Origin of the sequence: Streptomyces sp. NPDC048696 (assembly GCF_043198895.1) — a bacterium.
In the GTDB taxonomy this organism is placed as follows: Bacteria; Actinomycetota; Actinomycetes; order Streptomycetales; family Streptomycetaceae; genus Streptomyces.
Genome location: NZ_JBICVJ010000024.1, coordinates 31,471 through 54,454, shown reverse-complemented (window position 1 = coordinate 54,454; position 22,984 = coordinate 31,471). Strand labels below are relative to the sequence as shown.

The window sequence follows — 22,984 nt, the reverse complement described above, 5'->3', positions numbered from 1 at the left end:
GATAGCTCACCAACGCGGCGAGCGCGCCTCCCGACCTATCACGCCGTGATAATCCGCCGACCCCGTACACCTACTTCTACGTCAGCGACACGTACAGCACCCCCACCATCCCGTACACCCCCGTCACCACACCGCCCCACGAGAACGCGACGAGGATCTTGCTGCGGTGGCGTATCGCGTACGGGTCGTTGCGGGCGCGGGAGCGGCTGAACGAGGTCCGCATGCCTCGGTAGTCGGCGAGCATCGCCACCGACACCAGCGTCCAGCAGACGAAGACCAGGAGCAGGAACAAGTCGAGAAGGCTCATGGTCGTCCCAACGTCCCACCCCTCATATCCGTTCTCGGCTCTCGGCCCGCCTCCGCGCGCAGCATCGGCGTACGGGCGTGCCGCCGCCGGTCGCCGGGGTGGAAGACCAGGATGATCATGCGCGCCCCGGGCGCCGCCATCGGCTGGGCCGCGCACATCGTCACCCAGCCGGGGCCCAGCGCGAGGTGGTGCAGGGGGCGTTCGTCGCCGTCGAGGTGGATGTAGGCGCTGGCGCGGTCGTATATAGGGGAGGTGACCGGGTCCGCGAGGACTTCCTTTTCTATCTGCCGCAGCGTCTCGTCCTGCGGGTCGGCGGCGAGCGCGCCGCGCAGGTGGGGGAGGACGAGCGGGGCCCAGGCGTTCTCCCAGTCCATCAGGATCGAGCGCGCGGCCCGGTCCAACGCCATCCACCGCATGGTGTTGTGCGGGACGCGGCCCGCGGGGAAGAGCGTCGCGAACGCCGAGTTCCAGGCGAGCAGGTTCCAGGAGCGGTCATGGACGTACGCCATGTGCGCGATGCCGTCGACGGCTTCCTGCCAGACCCCGGGGATCTCCTCGCCGGACTGCGGCCTGAGCGGGTACGGAGGATCTTGGCCGAGACCGTACCGCCACAGCGCGATCCACTCCTGCTCGTTCATCTCCAGGAGCCGGGCCACGTCCTCCAGGAGGTCGGCGGGCGGGTTGGCGTAACGGCCGGACTCCAGGCGCCCGTACGTGTCGGGGGAGCGGTGCAGCAGCTGGTCCATCTGCGCCTGCGAGAGGCCGGGGGCGCGGCGGCCCTGGCGGGTCGGGCGGTGCAGTCCCTGGCTCTCGGGCTTGATCAGCGCACGGCGTTCGCGCAACAGGCCGCCCAGGGCGACCTTGTCCGCAACCTTGTCCATGAATCGTGTTTCCCCAGTGAACTGTCGAACACCGACCGCCGCCACCGCTCTCCAGTGCGAGCGTTTTCAGCCGTGACCGGTGCGGGAGCGGCGCCGGGCGGACGGGGCCGTACCGGCCCACCGGTTACGCTGCCTGGTCTGACATGCAGCGATCAAGCGGTTACGGCTGCGTACGTACGCCCGGCGTACACACGCAGCCGCACGGCGGGGGCGAACCAGGTGGAGAGCGAGATTCCCGGACTTCCCGGAGATCCCGAACAACAGGCGCGGACGGTCCCACCGACAAGCGCCCGGCTGCCGCCCGAGGCCGTCGAGCTGTACGGGCGGATCACCCGGCACGAGCCGCTGACCCCGCACGACGAACCCGTCCTCGCCAAGCTGCGCGCCCGCGGCCTGGTGGCCGTCGACCCGGACCTGCCGGACATCCCCGTGGCCCTGGACCCGCAGGAGGCGGCCCGGCGGCAACTGGACGCGGATCTGCGGGAGATGGCGGCCCGGGCGGCCCGGATGGCGGCGATACCGGAGGACGCGGACGAGCTGAGCGTGCACTTCGAGCGGGCCAAGTGGCGCTCGGGGCGGGGCTCGGAGTTCCTGACCGAGCCGGGTCTGGTCAACGCCCGGATCGAGCAAGCGATCAGCCAGGCGCAGAGCGAGCTGCTGACGGCCCAGCCCGGCGAGCCGCGCGGCAGGGAGATGCTGGGCCTCGCGATGGACCGGGACAGCCGGGCGCTGGAGCGCGGGGTGAGTGTGCGCACGCTGTACCGCGACAGCCTGCGCGACGACGAGGCGACCCGGGAGTGGGCCCGGGTGATGACCGGCCGGGGCGCCCAGTTCCGTACCCTCAGCGGTCCGTTCCAGCGGTGCATCATCGTCGACCGGCGCACCGCCTTCATCTCCGACCACATCGTGAACTCGGTGCCCAGCCACGCCGCCTGGCACGTCCTGGACCGGGCGGCCGTCGCGTACATGGCGGAGGGCTTCGACCAGGAGTGGCGGCGGGCCGAGATCTGGCACGGCGACCCGCGCCCCTCGGACGTGGCCGCCGGGGCCCGTACGACCCGGCTCCAGCGGGAGATCTTGCGGGACACGGCCGCGGGCATCGAGCAGCGGATCACCGCCCAGCGCCTCGGCATCGGGCTGCGCACCCTGTCCAAGGAGATCGGCAAGCTGCGCGAACTGTGGCAGGTCTCGACGCTCGCGGAACTCACGTACTGCTGGGCGCTGTCGGCGGAGCGGCTGATCGAGGAGGAGTGAGCCGGGGACGCCGTGGCGCGTGCGGAAGTTGAGAAGCCACGGACCAGCCAACCGGTTTTTCGGCGGAAAAATCATCGGGAGAAAACCCGGTCGGCTGTGTTGCATGCTGAGCCCGGCCGACCGGAAACACCCCGCAGCCTGGGGCGACTCCGGTCCGTACGTCCGCTGTCACGGGGGACTGCCATCCGTGCGCATGCCAGAACCGGCAGTGCGGGGCCTGCCGTCAGGTCCTGCCGGGCATCGCGCGGGGCCGGGTGCCCGAGCCGGGGCGCCCGGACGCTGCCGAGTCTCGGCAACTCCCGTGGCCGGCGCAGGCGTGCCCGGCGCCCGTCCCGCCCCCGTGTCCCGGCGCGGACGGTCGCCCGAAATCTTCTGGGTGAGCGCGCTGGTGAGCGCCCTGGTGTCCCCGGCGGGAAACGGGGCCCGGTGACGGGCCGTCCAGCGGGCGTAGCAGCTACCGAAGCGACTCAAGCGACTGAGGCCCGGAGTTCTTGGCGTGTCCCGGACCAGTCGGGGGAGCAGGTGCGGCGGTCGGTCGCTTGAGTCGCTTCGGTAGCTCAGCCGGGGGGCGGCCCGGGCGGGTTCAGTCGCTGCCGTTCGGTCGCTTCCGAGGCGTTCGGTCGCTGATTCGGGGCCCGGGAGTGACGGCTTCCGGGGCTCCAGGAGGGCCAGCGACTGAACGCAGCTACCCGGGAAAGTTCGGTAGCTGTTCAGTCGCTGCCAGAAAACCGCAGGTCAGATGATGTTTCGTCAGACAATCAGCGACTGAAGCGACTCAGGCTGCAGTATTCCTCGGGGATATGGCGTTCTGGCTCATGTGCGCGTGCGACTCATAGATAGAGTGATTCAGTCGCTTTGAGTCGCTGATTGATCTTCCGCAAGCCTGTGACCTGCGGTTTTGTGCAGCACGAAGCACAGCGACTGAAAAAACTTCGGTCGCTGGATCCGAGTTGAGTCGCTGGTCTTCGGTCGCTGGGTCTTCGGTCGCTCCACCGGGCCCGGCCACAGCCCCGCCTCCGCGCCTGCCGGGCCAACGCCTTTGACCCGGCACCGCCCCCGACGCCCCCCGGGTCAACTCCCGCACCGGGCGGCGCCGACTGTCCCATCATCGACACGGGCACCGGCTTTTGCGTGGGCCTGCGCTCCCCAGCCCCGAAGCTTCGCTAACCTATGTCCGTCGTTGAGTCGCTTCAGTCGCTGAGTAGGGGAACCGCATGACTGCTGAGCTGCGTTTTCCGCGCAGCGACTCAGACCAGTCAGCCCCTGCGCACCCGGCCTCGGCACAACCTCCGGCCCCCGCACCGCCGCTCGCTGCGCCTTCAGTCGCTGCCCCCCCGCCGGGCGACCCCGCCGCTGCCCCCGCACCGCCGCTGGTCATGGCCCGCTGGTGTGCCTCCCGGGGCTGGCCGGTCCACCCGCTCTCGCCGGGCCGCAAGACCCCCGTCGCCAACTGCGCGGACTGCCGCCTGCCGGGCCACCGCCGGGAGGTCTGCGCCTGCGTCGACGCGGGCCGTTGGTGCCACGGCTTCCACGCCGCGACCGTCGACCCCGAGCGCATCGGCATGTGGTGGGGCGCGCACCCCGGACTCGGCGTCGGCGTCGCGTGCGGCCCCGCGGGCCTGGTCGTCATCGACGTCGACGACCACGACAAGCCGCCGCCCGCCCGGGACCTGCTCCTGCCGGGCATCCCGATCCACCCCGAAGTCGACCTGCGCGGACTGTCCAACGGCTTCCACACCCTCGCCGTCCTGGCCGCCCTGCGCGGGCACCCCAGCCCCGCCGACGACGCCTCCACGCTGCGTGTGCGCACCCCCTCGGGCGGGCTGCACGTCTGGTACCGGGCCGCCCCCGACGGGCGCCGCTGGCACTCCTCCGTCGGGTCGGGCGGCGGCAGTTCGCTGGCCTGGCAGGTCGACGTACGGGCGCACGGCGGCTACATCGTCGCGCCCGGCACCGTGACCCCCGCCGGGACCTACACCCCCCTGGAAGGGGCCAAGGAGCCCGCTGTGCTGCCCTCCTGGCTCGCGGCGGAGCTGGAGCGCACGGGGCACCTGCGGGACGCCCAGGAGGCCGCACAGCGGCTCGTACGCCCCATGGCGCCCTCCCGTGCCCGGCAGGCCGTCATCGCGGCGGGCGGCGGACGCGACCAGGCCACCCGGGTCCTCGCCACCGCCCTGGCCGAAGTCGCCGACTGCGCCTCGGTTCCCGAGGGCGCGGGCTTCACGGACAAGCTGAACCGGGCCGCGTACACCGTGGGCGGTCTGGTGGCCGCCGGGTACCTCACCGAGGAGGCCGCCGAGCGGGGCCTGCTGGAGGCCGCCGAGTACGCCCGGCCCGGCCAGGACCGCCGCTCGGCCGCGGTGGTCCGCAGCGGCATGGCCGCCGGCTCCCGCCGTCCCCTCCAGCTGCGGAGCCGCCCGTGACCGCCTCCGGCAACGGCAGCAACGACAACGTGCTGTTCGACTTCGACCCGCAGACGGTCGCCTCGCAGATCCTGGCGCACACGGCCCGTACGGCCCCCACGGGGCACACCAAGGCCCCCGACCCCGGAGGGGCCGTGCTGCCCGCCCAGGGCGGCTCCGAGGCCCGTACGCACGCGCCCGGGGCCACCGAGGCCGGGCTGCTGCCCGACACGCTCACCGACCGGGGCAACGCCAAGCTGTTCGTAAGGCTCTTCGCCGACGACTACCGCCATGTCCCGGGCCTGGGCTGGTACCGCTGGGACACCACGCGCTGGCAGCTCGACGAGGACGACACCGTGATGTGGGCGGCCGGGGACCTGGCCGAGAACATCGCCGCCACCGACCCGCGCGGCCTCTACACCGTCCAGGCGCTCCAGCAGCACCGCCGCCGCGCCCTGTCGACCTCCGGGATGAACGCGATGCTCGCGCAGGCGCGTTCGGCCCCCGGCATGGTGCTCAACGCCTCCCTGCTCGACGCCGACCCGTACGCGCTGTGCACCCCCGCCGGGATCGTCGACCTGCGCACCGGCCTGGTGCGCACCCCCGACCCCAACAAGGACTTCCACTCCCGCTCGACCTCGACCGGGCCCCGCCAGATGGCCACCCCCCGCTGGAACCGGTTCCTGACCGACACGTTCGGCGAGGACCAGGAATCCGCGGAGATGATCGCGTTCCTGCATCTGCTGCTCGGCTACTCGATCACCGGGGACGTCGGCGGGCAGATCATGCCGTTCCTGTTCGGATCGGGCAAGAATGGCAAATCGGTACTTCTGGATGTGGTGATGAAGCTGCTCGGCGACTACGCCGACGCCGGGCCCCCCGGTTTCCTGATGGCCCGGCCCTTCGAGGGCCACCCCACCGACCTCGCCGAACTGCACGGGCGCCGCGTCATCGTGTGCTCCGAGGTCAAGCCCGGCGACAAGTTCGACGAGGCCCGCGTCAAGCTGCTCACCGGCGGCGACCGCATCAAGGCGCGCCGGATGCGCCAGGACTTCTTCAGCTTCCAGCCCACCCACAAGCTCTGGCTGCTCGGCAACCACCGCCCCGAGGTCGGCACCGGCGGCTTCGCCTTCTGGCGCCGTATGCGGCTGATTCCGTTCGAACGGGTCGTCTCCGACGAGCGCAAGATCGACAACCTGGCGGACGTCCTGGTCACCGAGGAGGGCCCCGGCATCCTCAACTGGCTCATCGACGGCGCCCGCCGCTACCTGGGCGGCGACAAGGACCTCACCGGCCCCGAGCGGGTACGGATCGCCACGACCGTGTACGCGGAGACCGAGGACCACACCGGGCGCTTCTTCGAGGAGAGCTGCGCCCTGCACCCCGACCACCGGGCGGAGCAGACCCGCCTCTACGCCGCGTACCGGGCCTGGTGTCAGAATGAGGGGGCACCCGTCATCACCTCCCGCGCGTTCGCCGCGCGCGCACGCGAACTGGTCGGGCTGGCCTCGCCCAAGGAGATGATCTTGTCCAATTCGCGGAAGTACTACCCGGGCATCGGACTGCTCGCCGACGAGGAGAGGGCATGAGCTCCCTGATCACCGACGACGAGATCAGCCACGAGACCGAGCTGGTCTGGCTGGAGGACATCTCCGTGCTCGACTACGTGCGCCAGAGCCTGGACCGGCTGCCGACGCGGCGCAGCAAGCCCGCCTACCACCGCGACGGCCGCATGGTCGGCTACGCGCTGCTCGGCCCCAAGGCCAAGGCGTCCCCCTCCTCCGGCACCTGGCGCCGCCGCGTCTTCTGGGTCCTGCCGCACGACCGCGACAGCGAGCCGGACGGCCTGTACGCGACGGGCGCCCCGGCCGAGGCCATCGACCCGCGCACGCTCGCCCCGGGCAGCAAGGGCCGCAAGACCGAGCGCTCGGAGGGCGGGCCGCCGTCCTCGGCGATGCGCGAGCTCGGGATAACGCTGCCGCTCTGAGGTCAAGGGGAGAGGTCAAGGGGACGCGTCGACGGCCCTCGTCACCAGGTCGCGCCCGCCGGCTGCCGCGTCGTCGCGTTCAACCGGTTGAACAGGTTCGTCAGGGCGATCATCAGGGTCAGCGCGGCGAGCTGCGTCTCGTCGTAGTGGCGGGCCGCCTCGTCCCAGACGGCGTCCGGCACCGGATCGGGGCGATCCGCCAGGCGCGTCGCGGCCTCGGTGAGGGCGAGCGCCGCCCGCTCGGGCGCGGTGAAGCACACCGCCTCGCGCCAGGCGGCCACCGCGTGCAGCCGCTCGTCGCTCTCGCCCGCCTTCTTGGCACTGGCCACACCGCCGTGCACGCAGTAGCCGCACCCGTTGATCTGGCTGGCCCGCAGATGGACCAGCTCCAGGGTGCGTTGCGCCACCCCGCCCTTCTTGGCGGCCTCGAAGATGTCCAGGAGCGGGCGCATCGCGGTGGGGATCACCACGGCGGGGTTGCGCATCCGGGACGGGCGTGTCGTCGTCGGCGCGGTCATGCGGTGCCTCCTTGTGCTCATCTCACGAAGCCCAACGAGCCAGTACGGCAAACGGGACGCCCTCGTACGACACAAGACGCTCCCAGAAGACGCCCCCGTACGGCAGAACAGGATGGGGCAGGACAGAACAGGACCAGAGAGCCCCGGGTGAGACACAACCGGGTCGGCGCACCCCCGGCGGGGAGGTGCGCCGACCCGGTGGACGCGGCGGGGCTCAGCTGTTTTTGGCGCCGTTCCCGGACAGCACCGGGATGTTGTCGAGCACGTGCGAAATCGGCTCGTCGCCCTTGGCCTGCGTGGAGTTCTCGGTGCACTGCTGGTTCTGCGGGGCGGAGAGGATCGGCACGTCCTGGATGGCCGTGACCGGGATGGCGCCGACGACCGAACCCACGTTCACCTTTACCGGAACGCCGAGGCAGAGCTTGTTGAGGGAGCCCTGGACGGTACCGAGCTGCGGGCTCATGTCCCCCTTGGTGGCCGCGTTGCCGAACTTCTGCTCGGCGTCGTTCCCGCTGAACGACGTGGTCCCGCCGTCGTTCCCGATGGCCAGGGCCGCCGGCGCCACCATGATCGTGACACCGGAGACGGCTGCGGCGACGGCCGCGGCCGACCACAACTTCTGCATGTTGGCTCCTCTATGAGTCCGACTCCACTGACGGAGATCTGCAACGATCAACGGGTGGACCGGGCGCTGGTTGCTCAGGACGGGGAGGAATAGCCCGGATGGCTCATTCAGCCCCATAACCGGCGTGCCGCACGGTATGGGTGAAGACATCTGTCCGCCGGATCGCGAGGTGAACACACATGACGGAGCCCGAACGCGCCTGGCACAGACAGGCGTTCATCCCCGCCAGCCGCCCCGCGAGCCGCACGGAGTCCGCCGCGCCCGCGCCAGTGGCGCCGGAACCGCCGATCTACCAGGAGCTCGCCGCCGCCTGGGCCGCCCAGGGCCGCACCCTGCCGGGCCGCCCCGACCGCGAGTGGACGGCCGTGATCACCCGCCCCTGCTGGCCCGCCTGAACGACCGTACGTACCGCGTACGTTGCCTGCGTACGGGAAAGGGCCGGACCACCGTGTGTGAACAGCGGTGATCCGGCCCTGTGGTCCCGATGGCGTGCGTCAGCCGTGGTCCGTCAGCTGTGGCGGGAGCCGTTGCCGGACAGGACGGGGATGTTGTCGAGGATGTGCGAGAGCGGCTCGTCGCCCTTGGCCTGGGTCGAGTTCTCGGTGCACTGCTGGTTCTGCGGGGCCGAGAGGATCGGCACGTCCTGGACGGCGGTGACCGGAATGGCACCGACGACCGAGCCGATGTTCGCCTTCGCCGGAAGCGCGATACAGGGCTTGTTGAAAGAGCCCTGGATGAGCGCGAACTGCGGGCTCATATTGCCGTACGTGGAGGAATTGCCGTACGCCTGCATCGCGCCGTTGCCGCTGAACGTGGTGGTCCCGTTGTCGTTCCCGATGGCCAGGGCCTGGGGCGCCGCGGCCGCGGAAACTCCCACGACCGACGCGGAAACGGCAACTGCCGCCATAGCCTTCTTGAACACTCTGGTCCCTTCCTCATGGATGCCCCGCCCGGAGTGGATGCCCCGGACGGAGCTGTCGGAGCTATCTGGTCAACTGACTTGTCGCGCTTTGGTTTCCCGCTGTCACCCGTACGGCCGATATCGCGGGCGCCCCGGCTTTACCGGACAGACGGGCGAGGGGGAGAGGCGCGGCGCGGGCCGCGGCGCGGACGTCAACCGCGTTTCGCCGCCGCCATGTTGGGGCGCCGGTGCAGATGCAGGAAGGACAGCCGGGTGTTGGTCTCGGCCGTGCGCAGCGGGGGGATCTGGTCGGCGGGGGCCGGGGCCGGGCGGTCGCCGAGGCCCGCGAACAGATGCCAGTCGTCCGGCGCGACCCGCCACGACAGCCGGCCCGCCGCCGTGTGCACATGCACCAGTGACCAGCCCGTACGCTCCGAGGTGACATCGCCGCCGTGCAGCCGCGCCACATAGGAGATCAGGGCGGCGCGCTCCTGGTGCAGGGCGTCGAGCTGGGTGTGCAGGGCCGCCAGGCGGTCCACCAGCCTGAGCTCCCGGTCGCTCCAGAAACCGCGGCGCCGGCGTCTGCCGACCCCCGCGTCAGCCGCGCTCGCGCGCTTCAAAGGGCCTCCCGTTGTCATCCCGCTACCGCTGTGCGGAGCCCTGGAGAGCTCCGGAGAAACGAAACGGAATGATAAACGGCCTGCAAGTGTTCGCCCCCGTGGCGCGCCGCGCGACACCCTGAATTCGGTTCCCCACCGATCGGGTGAATGGGCATAACTAAACCCCGCCAAGGCAGTTGATCGGAGTGCAGTAAACGCGTGAACTCCTCTCTCCAGAAAAGGAACACCCCCGTGATCAAGAAGGTTATGGCGGCTACGGCGGTCACCGCGTCCATCGTCGGTGCCGCGGCCGTCACCGCCCCCCAGGCCATGGCCATCGGCAACGACAACGGCACGACGTCGTTCAGCGGCAACAACGCCAAGCAGGCCTTCGGCAACCAGAAGACCGAGGGTGACATGAGCCCGCAGCTGGGCCTGGTCCAGGGCACGCTCAACAAGCCCTGCGTCGGCCTGCCGGTCAAGGCGAACGTCGGTTCGGTCGTCGGTCTCATCCCGGTCACGGCTGTCCAGGACGTGCCGATCCTCTCGGCCCCGCAGAACCAGCAGTGCACCGAGAACTCCACGCAGGCCAAGGGCGACGAGCCGCTGTCGCACATCCTCTCCAACATCCCGGTCCTGTCCGGGAACGGCGCCGTCGGCAGCTGATCTGTGGCGACGGCTGTTTCTGTCGGCGGCTGATTCCAGCCCTGCCGGGGTTTGTGCCCGCCGGGCACGACGCCGAGGCTCTGAGCGACCGGGCTGCCGGCACCTCGTTTCCCGAGGTGCCGGCAGTTTCATTTCTTCACCGGTTACGCGTGTGTGGTGCACCTGGCCCGACCGAGTGCCAAGCGAGTGAATACACGGCGTACGCCCCGCCGCTGGTTTCCTTTACCGGGCGCGATCGTTACCAATTCGTCAGCGGTGCCTCTCCGGTGCGCGCCGCGCGCAACAATTCGTTGCGATGGCCTTTCTCAAAGGAAAGAGAAACAAGTGAAGTACAGGAAGACTGCCACCGTCCTGGCCGGCCTCGTCATGGCGGCGGGCGCGGCCACGCCGGCCCTCGCCGACGCCAACGCGCGCGGCGAGGCCGAAGGCTCCCCGGGCGTCCTGTCGGGCAACGTCATCCAGGTCCCGGTCCACGTCCCCATCAACGTGTGCGGCAACACGGTCGACATCATCGCGCTGCTGAACCCGGCGTTCGGCAACCACTGCCAGAACGACTGACAACGCACTACGGATTTCTCCCGCCGGCTTCGGGACGTGCGGCGGCATATCCCGAAGCCGGTACCCCGACCGGGACCGTGAGCAGGATCAGGAAGGCATTGCATTGCGACAGGTCATCACCAAGACACTGTTCACGGCCATGGCGGCCACCAGTGTTCTCTCCATGAGCGGCGCCGGCGCTCATGCGGCCGAGGTGAATTCCGAGAACGGGGAATCGCCAGGTGTCCTGTCCGGCAACTCCATTCAGGCGCCGCTCGAAGTCCCGGTGAACGTGTGCGGCAACACGGTGGACCCGGTGGGCGCGCTCAACCCGTCGTTCGGCAACGGGTGTTCGCACGGCGAGCACGAGTCGGGACGGCACGAGCGCCACGACCGGTATGACCGCGACGACCGGCGGGAGCGCTACGAGTCGTCCCGCGAGTCCTACCGCGACTCGGACCGTGACGAGCGCTCCTCGTACGGGGACGACGAGGACGGGGACTACGGCTCCGAGCGGTCGTACGACGAGGACCGCGAGTACGGCGAGGGCCGCCACCATCGCCACCACTACGGCGAGGAGCGCCGTCGCCACGATGACTACGGTCAGGAGCGCGAATACGGCTCCGAGCGCCACCACCGCGCCCCCTCCGGGTCCGGGACGACGCACGCGGACGTCCACGGCTCCCCGGGCGTGCTGTCCGGCAACGCGGCCCAGGCGCCCGTGAAGGCGCCGGTGAACCTGTGCGGCAACACGGTCGACCTCATCGGGCTGCTGAACCCCGCGTTCGGCAACCAGTGCGCGAGCACGGAGAACGCCGCGCACCACGACGCGCCCCCGCACCCCGTGCAGCGGGCCCACGCCCCGACGCCCCCGCCGACCCCGGCACCCCAGCCCCCGGCGGCACACCCGCCGGTCGCCAAGCCCCCGGTCGCCAAGCCGCCGACCCGGCCCGCGCCGCCCATGCCGCACGCGCCGAAGCCGCACCGCCCGGTCGTCCACCACCACGTGACGCACGCGCCGCCGCTCATGCCTCCGGCGCACCACGCGACCCCGCCGGTACAGCACACCGCCCCGCCGGTGCACCACGTTCCGCCCGCGCACCACACCGCACCGCCGACGCACCACGCGCCCCCCGTCCACCTCGCCCCTCCGATGCGCATCCCGGCCCCCCAGCCGCCCGTGCACCACCGCCCGGCGACCCCGACGCCGCCCGCGCCGCAGCCCCCGGCGGCCAAGCCGCCCGTGGTCACCCCGCCGGTCACGGTCCCGCCGCGCCACGAGCAGGCGCCCCCGGCGCACCCGGTGACGCCCGTTCAGCCGGTGACGCCGACCGTGACGCCGCGCCCCGCCATGGCGCCGCCCGCGCCCCGGGCGATGCCGTCGCACGTGCGGGAGCACGTACGCGAGTCCATGCCGCACAGCGGTCCCCGGCACGCCAAGCCCGCGGCTCAGCCGCCGGTCGCGGCGGCGCCCGCGCGGCCGCAGCTCGCCGCGACCGGCGGGGACGCCGACCTGCTCGGCGCGGCCACCGCGGCCGCCGCCGGGCTGCTGATCGGCGGCGGGATCCTCTACCGCCGGGGCACGGCGGCCGCGTCCGCCCGCCGCTGAGACGACCGTACGAACGCGGTGAGGCCCTTGCGTACCGCGTGCAGGCCCCAGCCCGCGCTCATGGCGAGCGCGGGCGCCGGGTCGTCCAGGGCGAACCAGGCGCCCTCGGTGGCGCCGACACGGTCGCCGCGGCCCGGCCGTCCGCCCGTCGTCAGCAGGGACAGCAACGCGTAGTTCTCGACGACGAAAAGGCGGCCCACAGCCGCCGCCCCGCCCGCCCCTTCCTGGCGGCCCGTCAGGTCCAGATGCAGCGCGCGCACGACGTCGAGCCCCGAGCGGTCGGTGAACAGGCGGAACTGGGCGCCGGGGCGGGGGTTGAAGTCCAGCAGGTGGTACGCGCCCGTCGCCGCCTCCAGGCGGAAGTCGAGGTCGGCGATGCCCCGGTAGCCGACGGCGGCGATCAGGCGGCGGGCGCTCGCCTCGACGGCCGGGTTGGGCACCCAGCGGCCGACGGCCGTCAGCCCCGCCTCGGCGGGCCAGGCGCGGTCCTTGCGGCCGACCCCGCCCGCGAGGAGCGTGCCATCGCGGCCCGCGCACCCGTGGAAGAACCAGTCCCGGCCGGGCCCGGCGGGCAGGAACCGCTGCAACAGCAGCGCACTGCCCGCCGTCCGCCGCCGGGCGTACAGCGCGCCCACCTCGCGCGCCGAGCGCACCAGCGTCGTACTGCGCAGCCCCGAGCCGTGCGGAAGCAGCCACGGCCGACTCCACTTGGCGACCACGGGCAGCCCGAGCTCCGCGACAGCGGCCACAGCTTCCTCCGCGCTCCCGGGAATGACGGTCGTCGGATGCGCGATGCCGTACGCCGCGCAAAGGCGGGCCAGTTCCGCCTTGTCGGCAACTGATTCGACGATGTCGGCCCGCTGCTCCGGAAGCAGAAAACGGCCGCCGATCCGTTCGCGCAGCCGGGCCACGGCGAGGGCGCCGAGATCGTCCATGGGAATGAGTACGGCCGGTCGGCCCCGGCCGATGAGGTCCGATACGCGGACCAGCGAGGCCAGGACGTCGTCGTCCGTCACATCGTCGTCCGTACGGCCGCGCGGGGGCGGGTGAATGCGGCCCGGGCGCAGATATCGCGAGCGGGCGATGGGACTTGACGCGGATTCGGCCACGACATGCACGTCGACCCCCGCCCGTCCGAGCGAACGGACGGCTCCCAGGGTGCCGTGATGGAACGGGTTCTGATCGATCCTCAGAAGGACGGCGGGGACGCGGCGATCGAGCGCGGGCACGGAATGAGGCATCCTCACCATTCCCTACGTCACCCCTTCCTCGGTTACCCGAACGGATTATCTTCCCAATCAGCGCAATAACAATATTTTCCCACTGGGTATATCGAGTATGGGGAGTGATTCGGCACCAAGGAGTGGACATGCGCCAGGGGAAGCACCGCCACACGAAGCAGCGCCACGCCAAGCACCGGCAAAAGCGCCGGCCGGCCACGGCGACGTACAAAGTGGCGTGCTCGGTCCTCGCGGCCGGCGCCCTCGTCTCCTGCCTCGCCGTCGCCCCGCCGCACCGCGCCCCGGACCCCACCGGCGGCGTCGGCCCCGGCCCTGTGCACCCCTCCACCACGTGGTTCGGCGCGTTCCTGGAGTCCGACGACCGGGGCGTCCAGCGGATGGGCGAACTGGAGAAGTGGCTCGGGGGAGCGGAACTGAGAGTGGGTCACACCTATCTGCCCGGCGAGAGCTGGTCGGACATCGAGGGCCGCGCCCGATTCCTGGAGAGCTGGGCCGCCTGGCGCCGGGCGCGCGCCGACCGGCTTTTCGTCCTCAACGTCCCCATGCAGGCGGCCAACGAGGACAACCTCTCCGACAACGCGGTGCGGCGTCTGCTGCGATCGGGCCAGCAAGGCCGCTTCGACCGGCATTTCACGGCACTCGCCGAACGCCTGGTGGCACTGAACATCCCGGACACGGTGATCGTGCTCGGCTGGGAGATGAACGGCACCACGTACACCCATCGCTGCGGACCCGACCCGGAGGCCTGGAAGAAATACTGGCGGCGGGCCGTCACCGCGATGCGCGCGGTGCCCGGCCAGAAATTCCGCTTCGATTTCGCACCGAGCCGGGGGCGGGACGCCGTTCCGTGGACAGAATGCTATCCCGGTGACGACGTGGTCGACATCATCGGCATGGATTCGTACGACCAGCCGCCGGGCCGGAAGTTCGACGAACAGATCCAGGAACCGTACGGGCTGCAGCAGCAGGTGGACTTCGCGGCCGCCCACAAAAAGCAGATCTCGTATCCCGAATGGGGCCTGTTCCGCAACGGCGACAACCCCGAATACATGCGCCGCATGCTGAACTGGATGGACGCGCACAAGCCGCTCTACAACACGATCACGGACTACTGCCCGCACGGGGTCTGGAGTTGCGCGGCGAACCCGAAGGCGTCGCAGGTCTACAAGTCGATCCTGTTCGGCCGCACGGACCCGACACCGCTGCCGGTCCCCACAACCCCGACGAAGCCGCCGGTCACGCCACCGGTGACACCGCCGGTGATGCCGCCGGTCACGCCGCCCGTGGTGACACCCCCGGCAACCCCGGCCATCCCGGCGACCCCGCCCGTGGTCCCGCCCGCCGTCCCTCCGACCACGCCCCCGACCGGCAAACTCCCGCCGCCGAACTGCCAGCCGGTGGACCTCGGCGACTGGGTCGAGTACTGGCTCGGCGGCAAGCTGTGCCTGCGGTTCGACTGGTACTCGCGCAGGAGGTAGACACTCAGCTGCTGTGATCACGGAGATCCGCGAACGCCCGCCACCTGGGTCGTTCCGCGGAAATCCGCGAGGGCCCGCCCCACCCGCCCCGGACCAGGGGCGGGTGGGGCGGGCCCGATCCGCAGGTGACGGCTGGGCATGGGTCAGCCGAGTACGGGTCAGCCGACCCGCATCCAGTTCTGGTCGCTGTGGCCGTTGCAGTCCCACAGGATGACCGGGGTGCCACTGTCGACGGCGCCGTTCAGGGCGCCGATGCACTTGTTGCTGTTGTTCTTGTAGGCGGCGTGGCTGCGGATGCTGGAGTACCGGGGGTCGCTCGACACCCTGTCGATGTACCACTGCTGGTCGGCGTTGCCGTTGCAGTCCCAGCCCGAGATCCTCGTACCGTTGTCCGTCGCCCCCTCCCAGGTGCCGAGACACTGGCCGTAGCCGTTCTTGATCTCGTAGTAGTCACCGCCGCCGTCGCTGCCCTTGTAGTCCGCGACGCGCCACTGCTGGTCGGGGTTGTGGTTGCAGGTCCACAGGATCCCGAGAACCTGGTACTCCATGGACATGTCGATGGCCAGGCAGTGGTTGCCGTTCTGGTTGACGAACTCGTTGGTCGAGGTGGCCGAGGCCGTCCCCGCCGTGGAGAGCGCCGCCCCGGCGGTCAGTGCCAGAGCCGATGCGGTCATGGCCGCGGTCTTGAGGATGCGCATGGATTCCCCCGTCATTGAGCGGGCCGCCCTTCGACCCGCACGAAGATACTGACGGCGCCTTCCAACAACCGGCTAACATCCCGCTCACACGGCGTACGCGCCGTGCGCGGACCAACAGCGACGCCGATGCCGACAGCCGACGGCAAGCGGGTCCGGTGCGGAACGCGTCGATCAACGCGCCTCACCACCCCGCCACCCCCGCAGCCGCCGCACACCCCCCGCGACCCGCCCCCGTACCCCCGCGTACCCCACGCACCACCACACCAGCGGCGTCCACCGGCTGCGCCGGGCCAGCAAGTAGCGGTGGTTGAGGGCGGGGGTCGGGCGCCAGTGGTGTTTGTACGGTTCGTTGCCGCGCAGCAGGCTCAGCACCGAAGAAGCCGACGGGGTCGACGGGGCTGAAGGGGTTTGCGAGCCCGACGGGGCCGGCGGGGTGGACACGGCGTTGCGGGTGCACGCCCGGAGCAGCAGCGCGGCCACGTCCACCTTGCGGGCGCGCAGGCCGGGGTGCGCGCCGTACAGGTACGCGCCGGTCAGGGACGGGGCGCGCAGGGTCAGGTCCACCGCCACCACCTTGTCCTCCAGGCGGAACTCCGTCACCACCGCCTCCCCCCGCGCCACCATCTGCCGTACGGAACGCGTCAGATGGTCGGCGAAGCGGGGGCGTACGTGTTCGGGGGTCACCCCCCGGCCGCGCCACTGCATCCGGTGCAGGGACAGCAGCGCCTCCAGCGTCGTGGGGACCTCCGCCACCGGTACCGGGCGCTCGGCCACCCCGAGCGCGTCGATCTTGCGGAGCTTCGCGCGTACGCGCTGCGCGCGGTTGGCGGCGAGGCGGGTCAGGAGGTCGTCCATGGGAGCGGCGGGCAGTTCCAGGCAGGTCGAGTCCGGCAGGGTCGCCCGCGCGCCCGGCCAGTGCGCGTGCAGGAGTTCCGCCGCGCCTCCCGGGCGTACCTCCCGCAGGTCCACCAGCGCGCCCCCGGCCGTCTCCCGTACCGCCGTCACCAGGGCGTGCGCCGCCTCCGGCACGCATGTGTCGTCGAGGAGTACGTCCTTGTAGTCCGAGATCCGGCCGCCCAGGGGGACCAGGACCCGGAAGGGGCGGTACGTCAGCATCAGGGGGGCCGCCGCCACCAGTTCGCCGTCCCGGCGCACCAGGACCACGCGCAGGCGGCCGTTCACGCCGTACGACAGCCACCACGAGTGCAGCCAGGCGTGGCTCTGGAACGGGGTCGCCGTGCGGCAGCGGGCGTGCAGCCGCCCCCACTCGGGGGCCAGCGCCCCGAACCGGCCCGCCTCCGTACAGACTTCCACCGAGAAGGAGGAGCGGTCGTGCGCAACCCGGGCTTCCCCCACGACCGTCACTGCGCGCCGCCCCCCGGCCGCGCCGCCGTCAGCTCCGCCGCCGGTGCCCGCCCCGCCGGGGACGGTACGGGAGCGGGCTGCTCCTTCCTGCCCGGGCGCCGCCGTACGAGCAGGACCAGAGCGCCCGTCAGGCCCCCGGCGCAGCCGCCGACCAGGGCCGTCAGGGACGCGGGCGCCGACGACGGGTCCACGGGCCGGGCCGCGCGCGAGAACTGGACCAGGCGCACGCCGGTGCTGGCCTCGGTGTGACGGCCGTTCAGCGTCAGCGCGCGGGCCACCGCGTTGGCGATGTCCGCCGCCTGATCCGGGCGCCGCGAGCTGCCCGTGATCGCGATCATCGGCGCGTCCGGCGACGTCGCCGTCTGCACGTCGCGGCGGATCGTCTCGGCCGGCACCCCCGCCCACGCCTGCGCGTCCCCGATCACCGCGACCTGGGTCGCGACCCGCCCGTACGCCTGGGCGAAGCCGAGGGCGGTGGCCGGGTCCGACTTTCCGGTGGGCGTCACCACGACATAGCTGGTCGCGCTGTACTCCGGTGGGCGCACCAGCCCGTACACACCGCCCACCACCGTGCCGAGCAGCGCGCACGCGGGCAGCGGCCACCACCGGGGCAGCGGCCGGGCGCGGTGGGTGCCCATGGACGCCACGGACGCCACGGACGCCATGGACGACCGCGCCCGGCGCCAGGGGCTGGGGGATTCGCTCATCGAACGCTCACTCCTGATACTCCCGATTCTTCCGATACTCCTGAAACTCCTGATGTGACGTGCCTGCCGACCGAGCGATGCAGCGCCGCCTCGTACACCGCGCTCAGGCGGGCCGCCGAGGCCGCGACCGTGTAGTGCTCCACCGCCGGGGGCACGGGCAGCCGCGCGCACCCGCTCTCCCGCACGCGGCGCAGCGCCCGCGCGAAGGACGCCTCGTCGGTGCGCACCGCGCCCGGGGCGTCGCCGGGCGGCAGGTCGTCGACGGCCGGGCACGTCACGTAGACCACCGGAAGACCCGCCGCCAGCGCCTCCACGACCGCGAGCCCGAACGACTCGTCGGCGGACGGGGAGGCGAGGACGTCCATCGCGGCGAGCAGCCCCGCGAGGGTCAAGGAGCCCTCGCCCGCCGGATCGCCCCCGTACGCGCACTCGCCCGCGAAGCACACCCGGTCCGCCACGCCGAGCTGCCCGGCCAGGGCCCGCAGCGCCGGTTCCCGCTCGCCGCCGCCCACCAACAGCAGCCGGGCGTCCGGGAGGTGGGGCAGTGCCCGCACCAGGACCTCGAACCGCTTGCCCGCCACCAGGCGGCCCACGCCCCCGATCACGAACCCGTCCCGGGGCAGCCCGAGCAGCGCGCGCGCCCGGGTCCGCAGCAGCGGGTCGAAGCGGAAGCGGGCCGCGTCGACGGCGTTGGGGACGACGTGGATGCGGTGGGCCGGTACGCCCCACTCCCGCAGCCGCCGGGCGATCGTCGCCGAGACGGCGACCGTGGCGGTGCCCAGGCGTTCGGCCGCCAGATACAGCGCGCGCACCCCGGCGCCCAGCGGGCGGCCCTCGATGGTGGTGGCGCCCAGCGAGTGCTCGGTGGCCACGACCGCCCGTACGCCCGCGAGCCGGGCCGCCGCCCGCCCGTACAGGCAGGCGCGGTAGAGGTGGGTGTGGACCAGGTCGTACTCGCCCCGGCGGATCAGCCGGGTCAGGCGGGGGAGTGCGCCGAGGTCGCGGTTGCCGGACATGCCGAGGTGGTGGACGGGGACGCCGTCGGCGGCCAGGCCCTCGGCCACCGCGCCCGGGTTGGTGAGCGTCACCACCTCGGCCCCGGCGGGCAGATGACGCAGCATCAGCCGCAACTGCTGCTCGGCGCCGCCGATCCCGAGTCCGGTGATGACGTGGAGGACCTTCACGACGTCGCCTCCGGAGGTGGAGGCGGTGACGGCTGTACGGGACCGCCGTCGGCCGGGCGTTCGGGCCTACTCCCGGGCGTACTCCCGGCCGCAGTCCCAGCCGTGGTCTCCGACGGCCGCGGCCCCCGTTGCGCCCCCAGCACCCCCGACCGGTCCTCGGGGACGAAGCCCGCCCCCGGGCCGTCCCCCGGCGGGCGGCGGCGCCAGCGGTGCAGGCGGCGTTTCAGGTGCAGCCGCAAGCTGGTGTCGTTGTCACCGATGTGGACGCGAGGCAGGGCGTAACGGCCGGTCAGGGGGCCGGGGTCGATCGCGCACGCGTAGCGGTAACCGGCCGCGCGCACGGCGTCCATGGCGCGCTGGTCGACCGTTCCGTACGGGTAGCAGAAGCCCAGCACGTCCCGGCCGGTCAGCGCGCACAGCAGGGCGCGGCTCTCCTCGGTCTCGCGGCGAAGGGTGTCGTCGTCGGCGGTGGTCAGGTCGGTGTGGAGCAGGCCGTGCGAGCCGATCTCCATGCCCCAGGTCAGCGCCCGCCGGATGCCCGCCTCGTCGAGGAGCGGGCGGCGCGGGCCGAGCGGGTCCCACTCGTTGGTGCCGCCCAGGCGCCCGGGCAGGGCGAACAGGGTGGCGGTGCAGTCGTAGCGGCGCAGCAGCGGCAGCGCGTGCTCGGTGAAGTCGGCGTACCCGTCGTCGAAGGTCAGCCCGACCAGCTTGCTGCCGCCGCCCGCCGCGCGGGCCCGCAGCAGCCGGGCCATGCCGACGCCGAGCAGCCCGCGCGCCCGCAGCCAGCGCAGTTGCCGCTCCAGGCGCGGGGGAGTGACCGTGATGTTGTACGGGTCGTCGTCGCCGGGGCGCTCGCGGGCGCCGACCGAGTGGTACATCGCGACCCAGAGCGGAGGGGAGGTGTCAGCGGGCATGCCGGAGCCTTCGGGTGACGGGGCGGACGAGCAGGGCGAGCAGGGTCAGCGGGGCGAAGCCGCGCACCCGCGCGGCCCGGGCCAGGAAGGTGAAGGTCAGCAGAGCCGCCAGCGATCCGGTGGCGATCGCGGCGGCGGGCTCGGCCACCCGCGCCGCGCACCACCAGCAGGCGCCGCTCGCCCCGGCTCCGGCGGCGGCCAGTTTCGCCAGCTCGCCGCCGAGCCGCCCCCGCTCAAGCCCGACGGAACGCCGTCCCGTCCCGGCGAGCAGCCCCAGCGCGCCGGCCGCGATGCCGAGCGCGTTGGCGGCGGCGATGCCCGAGGCGCCCCACCGGGGTGCGGCCCACGCCCCGGCCGCCGCCGTGACGGCCAGGCACACCAGCATGGTGGCGGCCGGGTACCAGGTGGGCCGGGCGGCCGAGAAGTACGAGCGCACCAGGACGCCGACCATCGTCTGGGCGAGCAGCCCCAGCGCGTACACCCGCATCACGGCGGCCGTGGCGGCGGTGTCGGCGGGGCCGAACGCGCCGCGCTGGAACAGGAGTCGCACGATCTGCGGCGCGCAGCCGATCACCACGGCCGCGCCGAGCAGCACGATCGCCCCCGCGACCAGGAGGTCGCCCTCGACGCGCCGCCGGGCCCGCTCCCGCTCGCCCGCCGCGAGCGCGCGGGCGACCACGGGGAAGGTGACCGTGCAGAGCATCAGGGACAGCACCATCGGCATCTGCGCCACTTTCTGGGCGTAGTTGAGATGCGAGATGGCGCCCGCCGGGAGCGGGGCCGCGAGATGGCGTTCGACCAGGGTCTGGCACTGGCGGCTCAGCGCGAAGACGATCACGGGGGCGACCATGGCGAGGCGCAGCGCGTCGGGCCGCTTTCCCGGCGCGGGCCGCGCGGGCCTTTTCATGCCCGTACGCGCCGTACGCCGCACCCCCCGCCACAGCGACGGCGCCTGCGCCGCCACCATCAGGGCGCCGCCGACCGCGACCCCGGCCGCCGCCGCCCGTACCCCCCAGCGGGCGCCGAAGGCGAGCAGCACGGTGATGATGCCCGCGTTGTACGCGAGGTAGATCGTGGCCGGGGCGAGGAAGCGGCCGTGGCCACGCAGGGCCGCGCTGCAGTACCCGGCGAGCCCGAAGGTGAGCGCGCAGGTCGCCGTCAGCCGGGTGCAGTCGACCGCGAGGCCCGGCTCGGGCAGCCCGGGCGCGAGCAGGTCCACCAGCGCGGGCGCCGCCACGACCAGCAGCAGCGCCACCGCCGCGAGCGCGAGCATCAGCCGGGGGAGGGTCGCGGCCACCAGCGCGCGTACGGGGTCGGGGCGGCCGGGACGCGTACGCCCGCGCCGCACCGCCGCCAGGCTGAACGCCGGTACGAGGATCAGCGCGAGCCCGTCCTCGATGAGCAGCGTGGCGGCCACCTCCGGAACGGTCCACGCCACCAGGAACGCGTCCGTGTCCCCGTCCGCGCCGAAGACGTGCGCGAACGTCTGGTCCCGTACGAGCCCCAGCACCGCGCCCGCGACGGTCAGCGCGGCGGTGACGGCGGCCGCGCGGGCGAGGAACCTGCCGGTGGAGGAGGCGGGTTCGAGCTCGCGGCCGAGCGGCGCCCGCTCCAGGGCCCGGGGGGCGTCGGTGCGGGGGACGTCCGTGCGGGACGTACCGGTGGTGCGGAAGGCCTCGGTCATCGCCCCGCCCCCCACCCGGAACCGTCCCGCCGCCCCACCGCCCACCACGCCGCGAGGCCGAGGACGATCGCGGTCAGGACGGTGGAGGGGCCGCCGATGTCCCCGTAGAAGAAGTCGACGAGCAGCCACACGAGCAGCCCGGTGCCGACGAGGCCGCAGTCGGCGTCGCGGCCGGACGCGCGCCCGGACCCGTACAACACGCGCAACAACCGTCGCACCGCACACACCAGCAGCGCCCCCCACCCCGCCACCAGCGTGCACACGCCCACCAGGCCCTGTTCGCTGAGCACCAGCAGGTACATGTTGTGCGGGGAGAGCAGCGGCTGGCGGTGGAAGGCGGCGCCCGCGCCCGCCGTGTCGCTGCCCGAGGACAGGGCGAGCGGGGCGTGGCTGTCGCGGTGGGCCGGGAACCCCTTCAGGCCGACGCCCCTCACCGGCGACTCGCGCCACATCCCGACGGCCGCGCTCCACAGGGTGTACCGGTCGGTGACGGACTGGTCGGGGGCGTCGGCGACCTGGGTGATGCTGGACAGGCGCTCCTGGAGCAGCGCGGTGCCCGCCCCCGCGCCGCCCACCAGGACGACCGCGAGCGCGGCCCCCGCCACCACGACGAGCAGGGCCCGCCGGACACCCGAGAGCAGCAGCAGTACGCCGCACGCGATCGCCGTCGCGATCCACGCGCCCCGGCTGAACGACAGCGCGAGCGGCAGCAGAAGCACCGTCGCACACACCAGCGCGAGCGGCCGCCACGCGCGCCCCGCCCACGCACCGGGCTCCGGCGTACGGGCGCCGGGCGCCAGCGCGAGCCCCACCGCGCCCACCAGTCCGTACGCGACGACCGTGGCCATGCCCATGATGTCCGAGGCGCCGAAGGTGCCGACCGCGCGGATGTCCTCGCCCATGTACGAGGCGCCGGTGACGGTCAGATACTGGTGGACGCCGACCCCGCCCTCGAACAGCGCGAGCGCCACCAGCGCCCCGGCGACGACGCGGAAGTCGTGCCGGTCGCGGACCAGGAGCAGCACCGAGACCGGGACCAGGACGAAGATCTGGAGGTAGCGGGCCATCCCGGGCAGCGCGTCCGCCACCTCGCCCGCGCCCGCCGCCGCCACCGCGATCCCCACCCCCGCGAGCGCGAACAGAGCGGCCGCCAACGGCGCCAGCGGCCGCGACCCGGTGCGCAGCGCCGACCCGAAGGCCCACAGCACCAGCACACCGGAGGCGGCGTCCGCGAGCGTCCCACTGCCCGGGCCGTCGCCGCCGCCCGCCCCGCCCGGCGGCGGCACCGCGAGCAGGACGAGCACGGCGAGCAGCGGCAGCAGCCGTACGAGGCGGCGGGCGGTACGGGGAGTCACGGGCCCGGCGGCGGCCCGGGGCGCCGCCCCGGCCGCGACCGCGCTCATGTCCGCCCCCGGGCCGGGCGCACC

General features: G+C 72.7%; 22 protein-coding genes and 1 pseudogene. 9 read left to right on the top strand and 14 right to left on the bottom strand.

Translation table 11 applies throughout. The annotated features are described in order from the left end of the window. Positions 1 to 76 precede the first annotated feature (76 nt). On the bottom strand, positions 77 to 307 hold the full coding sequence (locus tag ACGFRG_RS33590; RefSeq protein ID WP_361428444.1) for a hypothetical protein: 231 nt from the start codon (positions 305 to 307) through the stop codon (positions 77 to 79). Then, entirely contained in the window at positions 304 to 1,188 is an 885-nt protein-coding gene (locus ACGFRG_RS33585; protein WP_393270146.1) for a helix-turn-helix domain-containing protein, read from the bottom strand. The genes ACGFRG_RS33590 and ACGFRG_RS33585 overlap by 4 nt, the downstream gene beginning before the upstream one ends. Positions 1,189 to 1,407: 219 nt before the next feature. Between ACGFRG_RS33585 and ACGFRG_RS33580 the strand changes: the two genes are divergently transcribed. The 4 genes from ACGFRG_RS33580 (at position 1,408) to ACGFRG_RS33565 (ending at position 6,831) form a co-directional block, all read left to right on the top strand. Next, positions 1,408 to 2,442: a hypothetical protein gene (locus tag ACGFRG_RS33580; protein WP_393270144.1), complete on the top strand. Its 1,035-nt coding sequence runs from the start codon at positions 1,408 to 1,410 to the stop codon at positions 2,440 to 2,442. Between the two features lie 1,376 nt (positions 2,443 to 3,818). Next, entirely contained in the window at positions 3,819 to 4,865 is a 1,047-nt protein-coding gene (locus tag ACGFRG_RS33575) for a bifunctional DNA primase/polymerase (RefSeq protein ID WP_393270142.1), read from the top strand. Then, positions 4,862 to 6,433, top strand: a complete 1,572-nt coding sequence (locus ACGFRG_RS33570) for a phage/plasmid primase, P4 family (RefSeq protein ID WP_393270139.1) — start codon at positions 4,862 to 4,864, stop codon at positions 6,431 to 6,433. The genes ACGFRG_RS33575 and ACGFRG_RS33570 overlap by 4 nt, the downstream gene beginning before the upstream one ends. After that, on the top strand, positions 6,430 to 6,831 hold the full coding sequence (locus ACGFRG_RS33565; protein WP_067157137.1) for a DUF6009 family protein: 402 nt from the start codon (positions 6,430 to 6,432) through the stop codon (positions 6,829 to 6,831). Before ACGFRG_RS33570 ends, ACGFRG_RS33565 begins: the two co-directional genes overlap by 4 nt. A gap of 41 nt (positions 6,832 to 6,872) precedes the next feature. Here ACGFRG_RS33565 and ACGFRG_RS33560 read toward each other — a convergent pair whose 3' ends face one another. Both ACGFRG_RS33560 and ACGFRG_RS33555 read right to left on the bottom strand, forming a co-directional pair. Further along, entirely contained in the window at positions 6,873 to 7,349 is a 477-nt protein-coding gene (locus ACGFRG_RS33560; protein ID WP_393270135.1) for a carboxymuconolactone decarboxylase family protein, read from the bottom strand. A 214-nt stretch (positions 7,350 to 7,563) separates the two neighbouring features. After that, positions 7,564 to 7,974, bottom strand: a complete 411-nt coding sequence (locus ACGFRG_RS33555; protein WP_393270132.1) for a rodlin — start codon at positions 7,972 to 7,974, stop codon at positions 7,564 to 7,566. A 179-nt stretch (positions 7,975 to 8,153) separates the two neighbouring features. On the opposite strand from ACGFRG_RS33555, the gene ACGFRG_RS33550 reads away from it, so the two are divergent. Then, on the top strand, positions 8,154 to 8,369 hold the full coding sequence (locus ACGFRG_RS33550) for a hypothetical protein (RefSeq protein ID WP_361428455.1): 216 nt from the start codon (positions 8,154 to 8,156) through the stop codon (positions 8,367 to 8,369). Between the two features lie 113 nt (positions 8,370 to 8,482). On the opposite strand, the gene ACGFRG_RS33545 is transcribed toward ACGFRG_RS33550, so the two are convergent. Next, positions 8,483 to 8,896 carry a rodlin gene (locus tag ACGFRG_RS33545; RefSeq protein ID WP_361428457.1) on the bottom strand — a complete coding sequence of 138 codons (414 nt, stop codon included), beginning with the start codon at positions 8,894 to 8,896 and terminating at the stop codon, positions 8,483 to 8,485. A gap of 191 nt (positions 8,897 to 9,087) precedes the next feature. Continuing rightward, positions 9,088 to 9,414, bottom strand: coding sequence for a hypothetical protein (locus ACGFRG_RS33540; protein ID WP_361428459.1), 327 nt, complete (start codon positions 9,412 to 9,414; stop codon positions 9,088 to 9,090). A gap of 312 nt (positions 9,415 to 9,726) precedes the next feature. Here ACGFRG_RS33540 and ACGFRG_RS33535 point away from each other — a divergent pair, with 312 nt between their 5' ends. The 3 genes from ACGFRG_RS33535 to ACGFRG_RS33525 all read left to right on the top strand — a co-directional run bounded on the left by ACGFRG_RS33535 (position 9,727) and on the right by ACGFRG_RS33525 (position 12,286). Then, complete coding sequence (locus ACGFRG_RS33535; RefSeq protein WP_361428461.1) at positions 9,727 to 10,140, top strand: rodlin; 414 nt, start codon at positions 9,727 to 9,729, stop codon at positions 10,138 to 10,140. 324 nt (positions 10,141 to 10,464) lie between these two features. After that, positions 10,465 to 10,698 carry a chaplin gene (locus ACGFRG_RS33530; RefSeq protein ID WP_361428463.1) on the top strand — a complete coding sequence of 78 codons (234 nt, stop codon included), beginning with the start codon at positions 10,465 to 10,467 and terminating at the stop codon, positions 10,696 to 10,698. 103 nt (positions 10,699 to 10,801) lie between these two features. Further along, on the top strand, positions 10,802 to 12,286 hold the full coding sequence (locus ACGFRG_RS33525) for a chaplin family protein (protein WP_393270127.1): 1,485 nt from the start codon (positions 10,802 to 10,804) through the stop codon (positions 12,284 to 12,286). Here ACGFRG_RS33525 and ACGFRG_RS33520 read toward each other — a convergent pair. Then, positions 12,247 to 13,515: an ATP-grasp domain-containing protein gene (locus ACGFRG_RS33520; protein WP_393270124.1), complete on the bottom strand. Its 1,269-nt coding sequence runs from the start codon at positions 13,513 to 13,515 to the stop codon at positions 12,247 to 12,249. The two genes, ACGFRG_RS33525 and ACGFRG_RS33520, sit on opposite strands and share 40 nt — an antisense overlap. A 140-nt stretch (positions 13,516 to 13,655) precedes the next feature. Here ACGFRG_RS33520 and ACGFRG_RS33515 point away from each other — a divergent pair, with 140 nt between their 5' ends. Further along, the gene (locus tag ACGFRG_RS33515) at positions 13,656 to 15,005 is read left to right on the top strand and encodes a glycoside hydrolase family 26 protein (RefSeq protein ID WP_393270122.1); all 1,350 of its coding nucleotides are present in this window, start codon (positions 13,656 to 13,658) and stop codon (positions 15,003 to 15,005) included. Positions 15,006 to 15,163: 158 nt separating this feature from the next. Here the strand turns inward: ACGFRG_RS33515 and ACGFRG_RS33510 are convergent, their stop codons facing one another. From ACGFRG_RS33510 to ACGFRG_RS33480, 7 genes and pseudogenes are all read right to left on the bottom strand, one after another. Next, the gene (locus ACGFRG_RS33510; protein ID WP_361428471.1) at positions 15,164 to 15,703 is read right to left on the bottom strand and encodes an RICIN domain-containing protein; all 540 of its coding nucleotides are present in this window, start codon (positions 15,701 to 15,703) and stop codon (positions 15,164 to 15,166) included. A gap of 171 nt (positions 15,704 to 15,874) precedes the next feature. After that, positions 15,875 to 17,068, bottom strand: coding sequence for a GNAT family N-acetyltransferase (locus ACGFRG_RS33505; RefSeq protein WP_393270119.1), 1,194 nt, complete (start codon positions 17,066 to 17,068; stop codon positions 15,875 to 15,877). Beyond that, on the bottom strand, positions 17,065 to 17,775 hold the full coding sequence (locus ACGFRG_RS33500) for a YveK family protein (RefSeq protein ID WP_393270116.1): 711 nt from the start codon (positions 17,773 to 17,775) through the stop codon (positions 17,065 to 17,067). The genes ACGFRG_RS33505 and ACGFRG_RS33500 overlap by 4 nt, the downstream gene beginning before the upstream one ends. Beyond that, positions 17,772 to 18,959, bottom strand: a complete 1,188-nt coding sequence (locus ACGFRG_RS33495) for a glycosyltransferase (protein WP_361428477.1) — start codon at positions 18,957 to 18,959, stop codon at positions 17,772 to 17,774. Before ACGFRG_RS33495 ends, ACGFRG_RS33500 begins: the two co-directional genes overlap by 4 nt. A 191-nt stretch (positions 18,960 to 19,150) precedes the next feature. Continuing rightward, a pseudogene (locus tag ACGFRG_RS33490) lies at positions 19,151 to 19,837 on the bottom strand (polysaccharide deacetylase family protein); the annotation flags it as partial. A gap of 25 nt (positions 19,838 to 19,862) precedes the next feature. Continuing rightward, complete coding sequence (locus ACGFRG_RS33485; RefSeq protein WP_393270113.1) at positions 19,863 to 21,557, bottom strand: lipid II flippase MurJ; 1,695 nt, start codon at positions 21,555 to 21,557, stop codon at positions 19,863 to 19,865. Then, positions 21,554 to 22,960, bottom strand: a complete 1,407-nt coding sequence (locus ACGFRG_RS33480; protein ID WP_393270110.1) for an O-antigen ligase family protein — start codon at positions 22,958 to 22,960, stop codon at positions 21,554 to 21,556. Before ACGFRG_RS33480 ends, ACGFRG_RS33485 begins: the two co-directional genes overlap by 4 nt. Between the last annotated feature and the right edge of the window lie 24 nt (positions 22,961 to 22,984).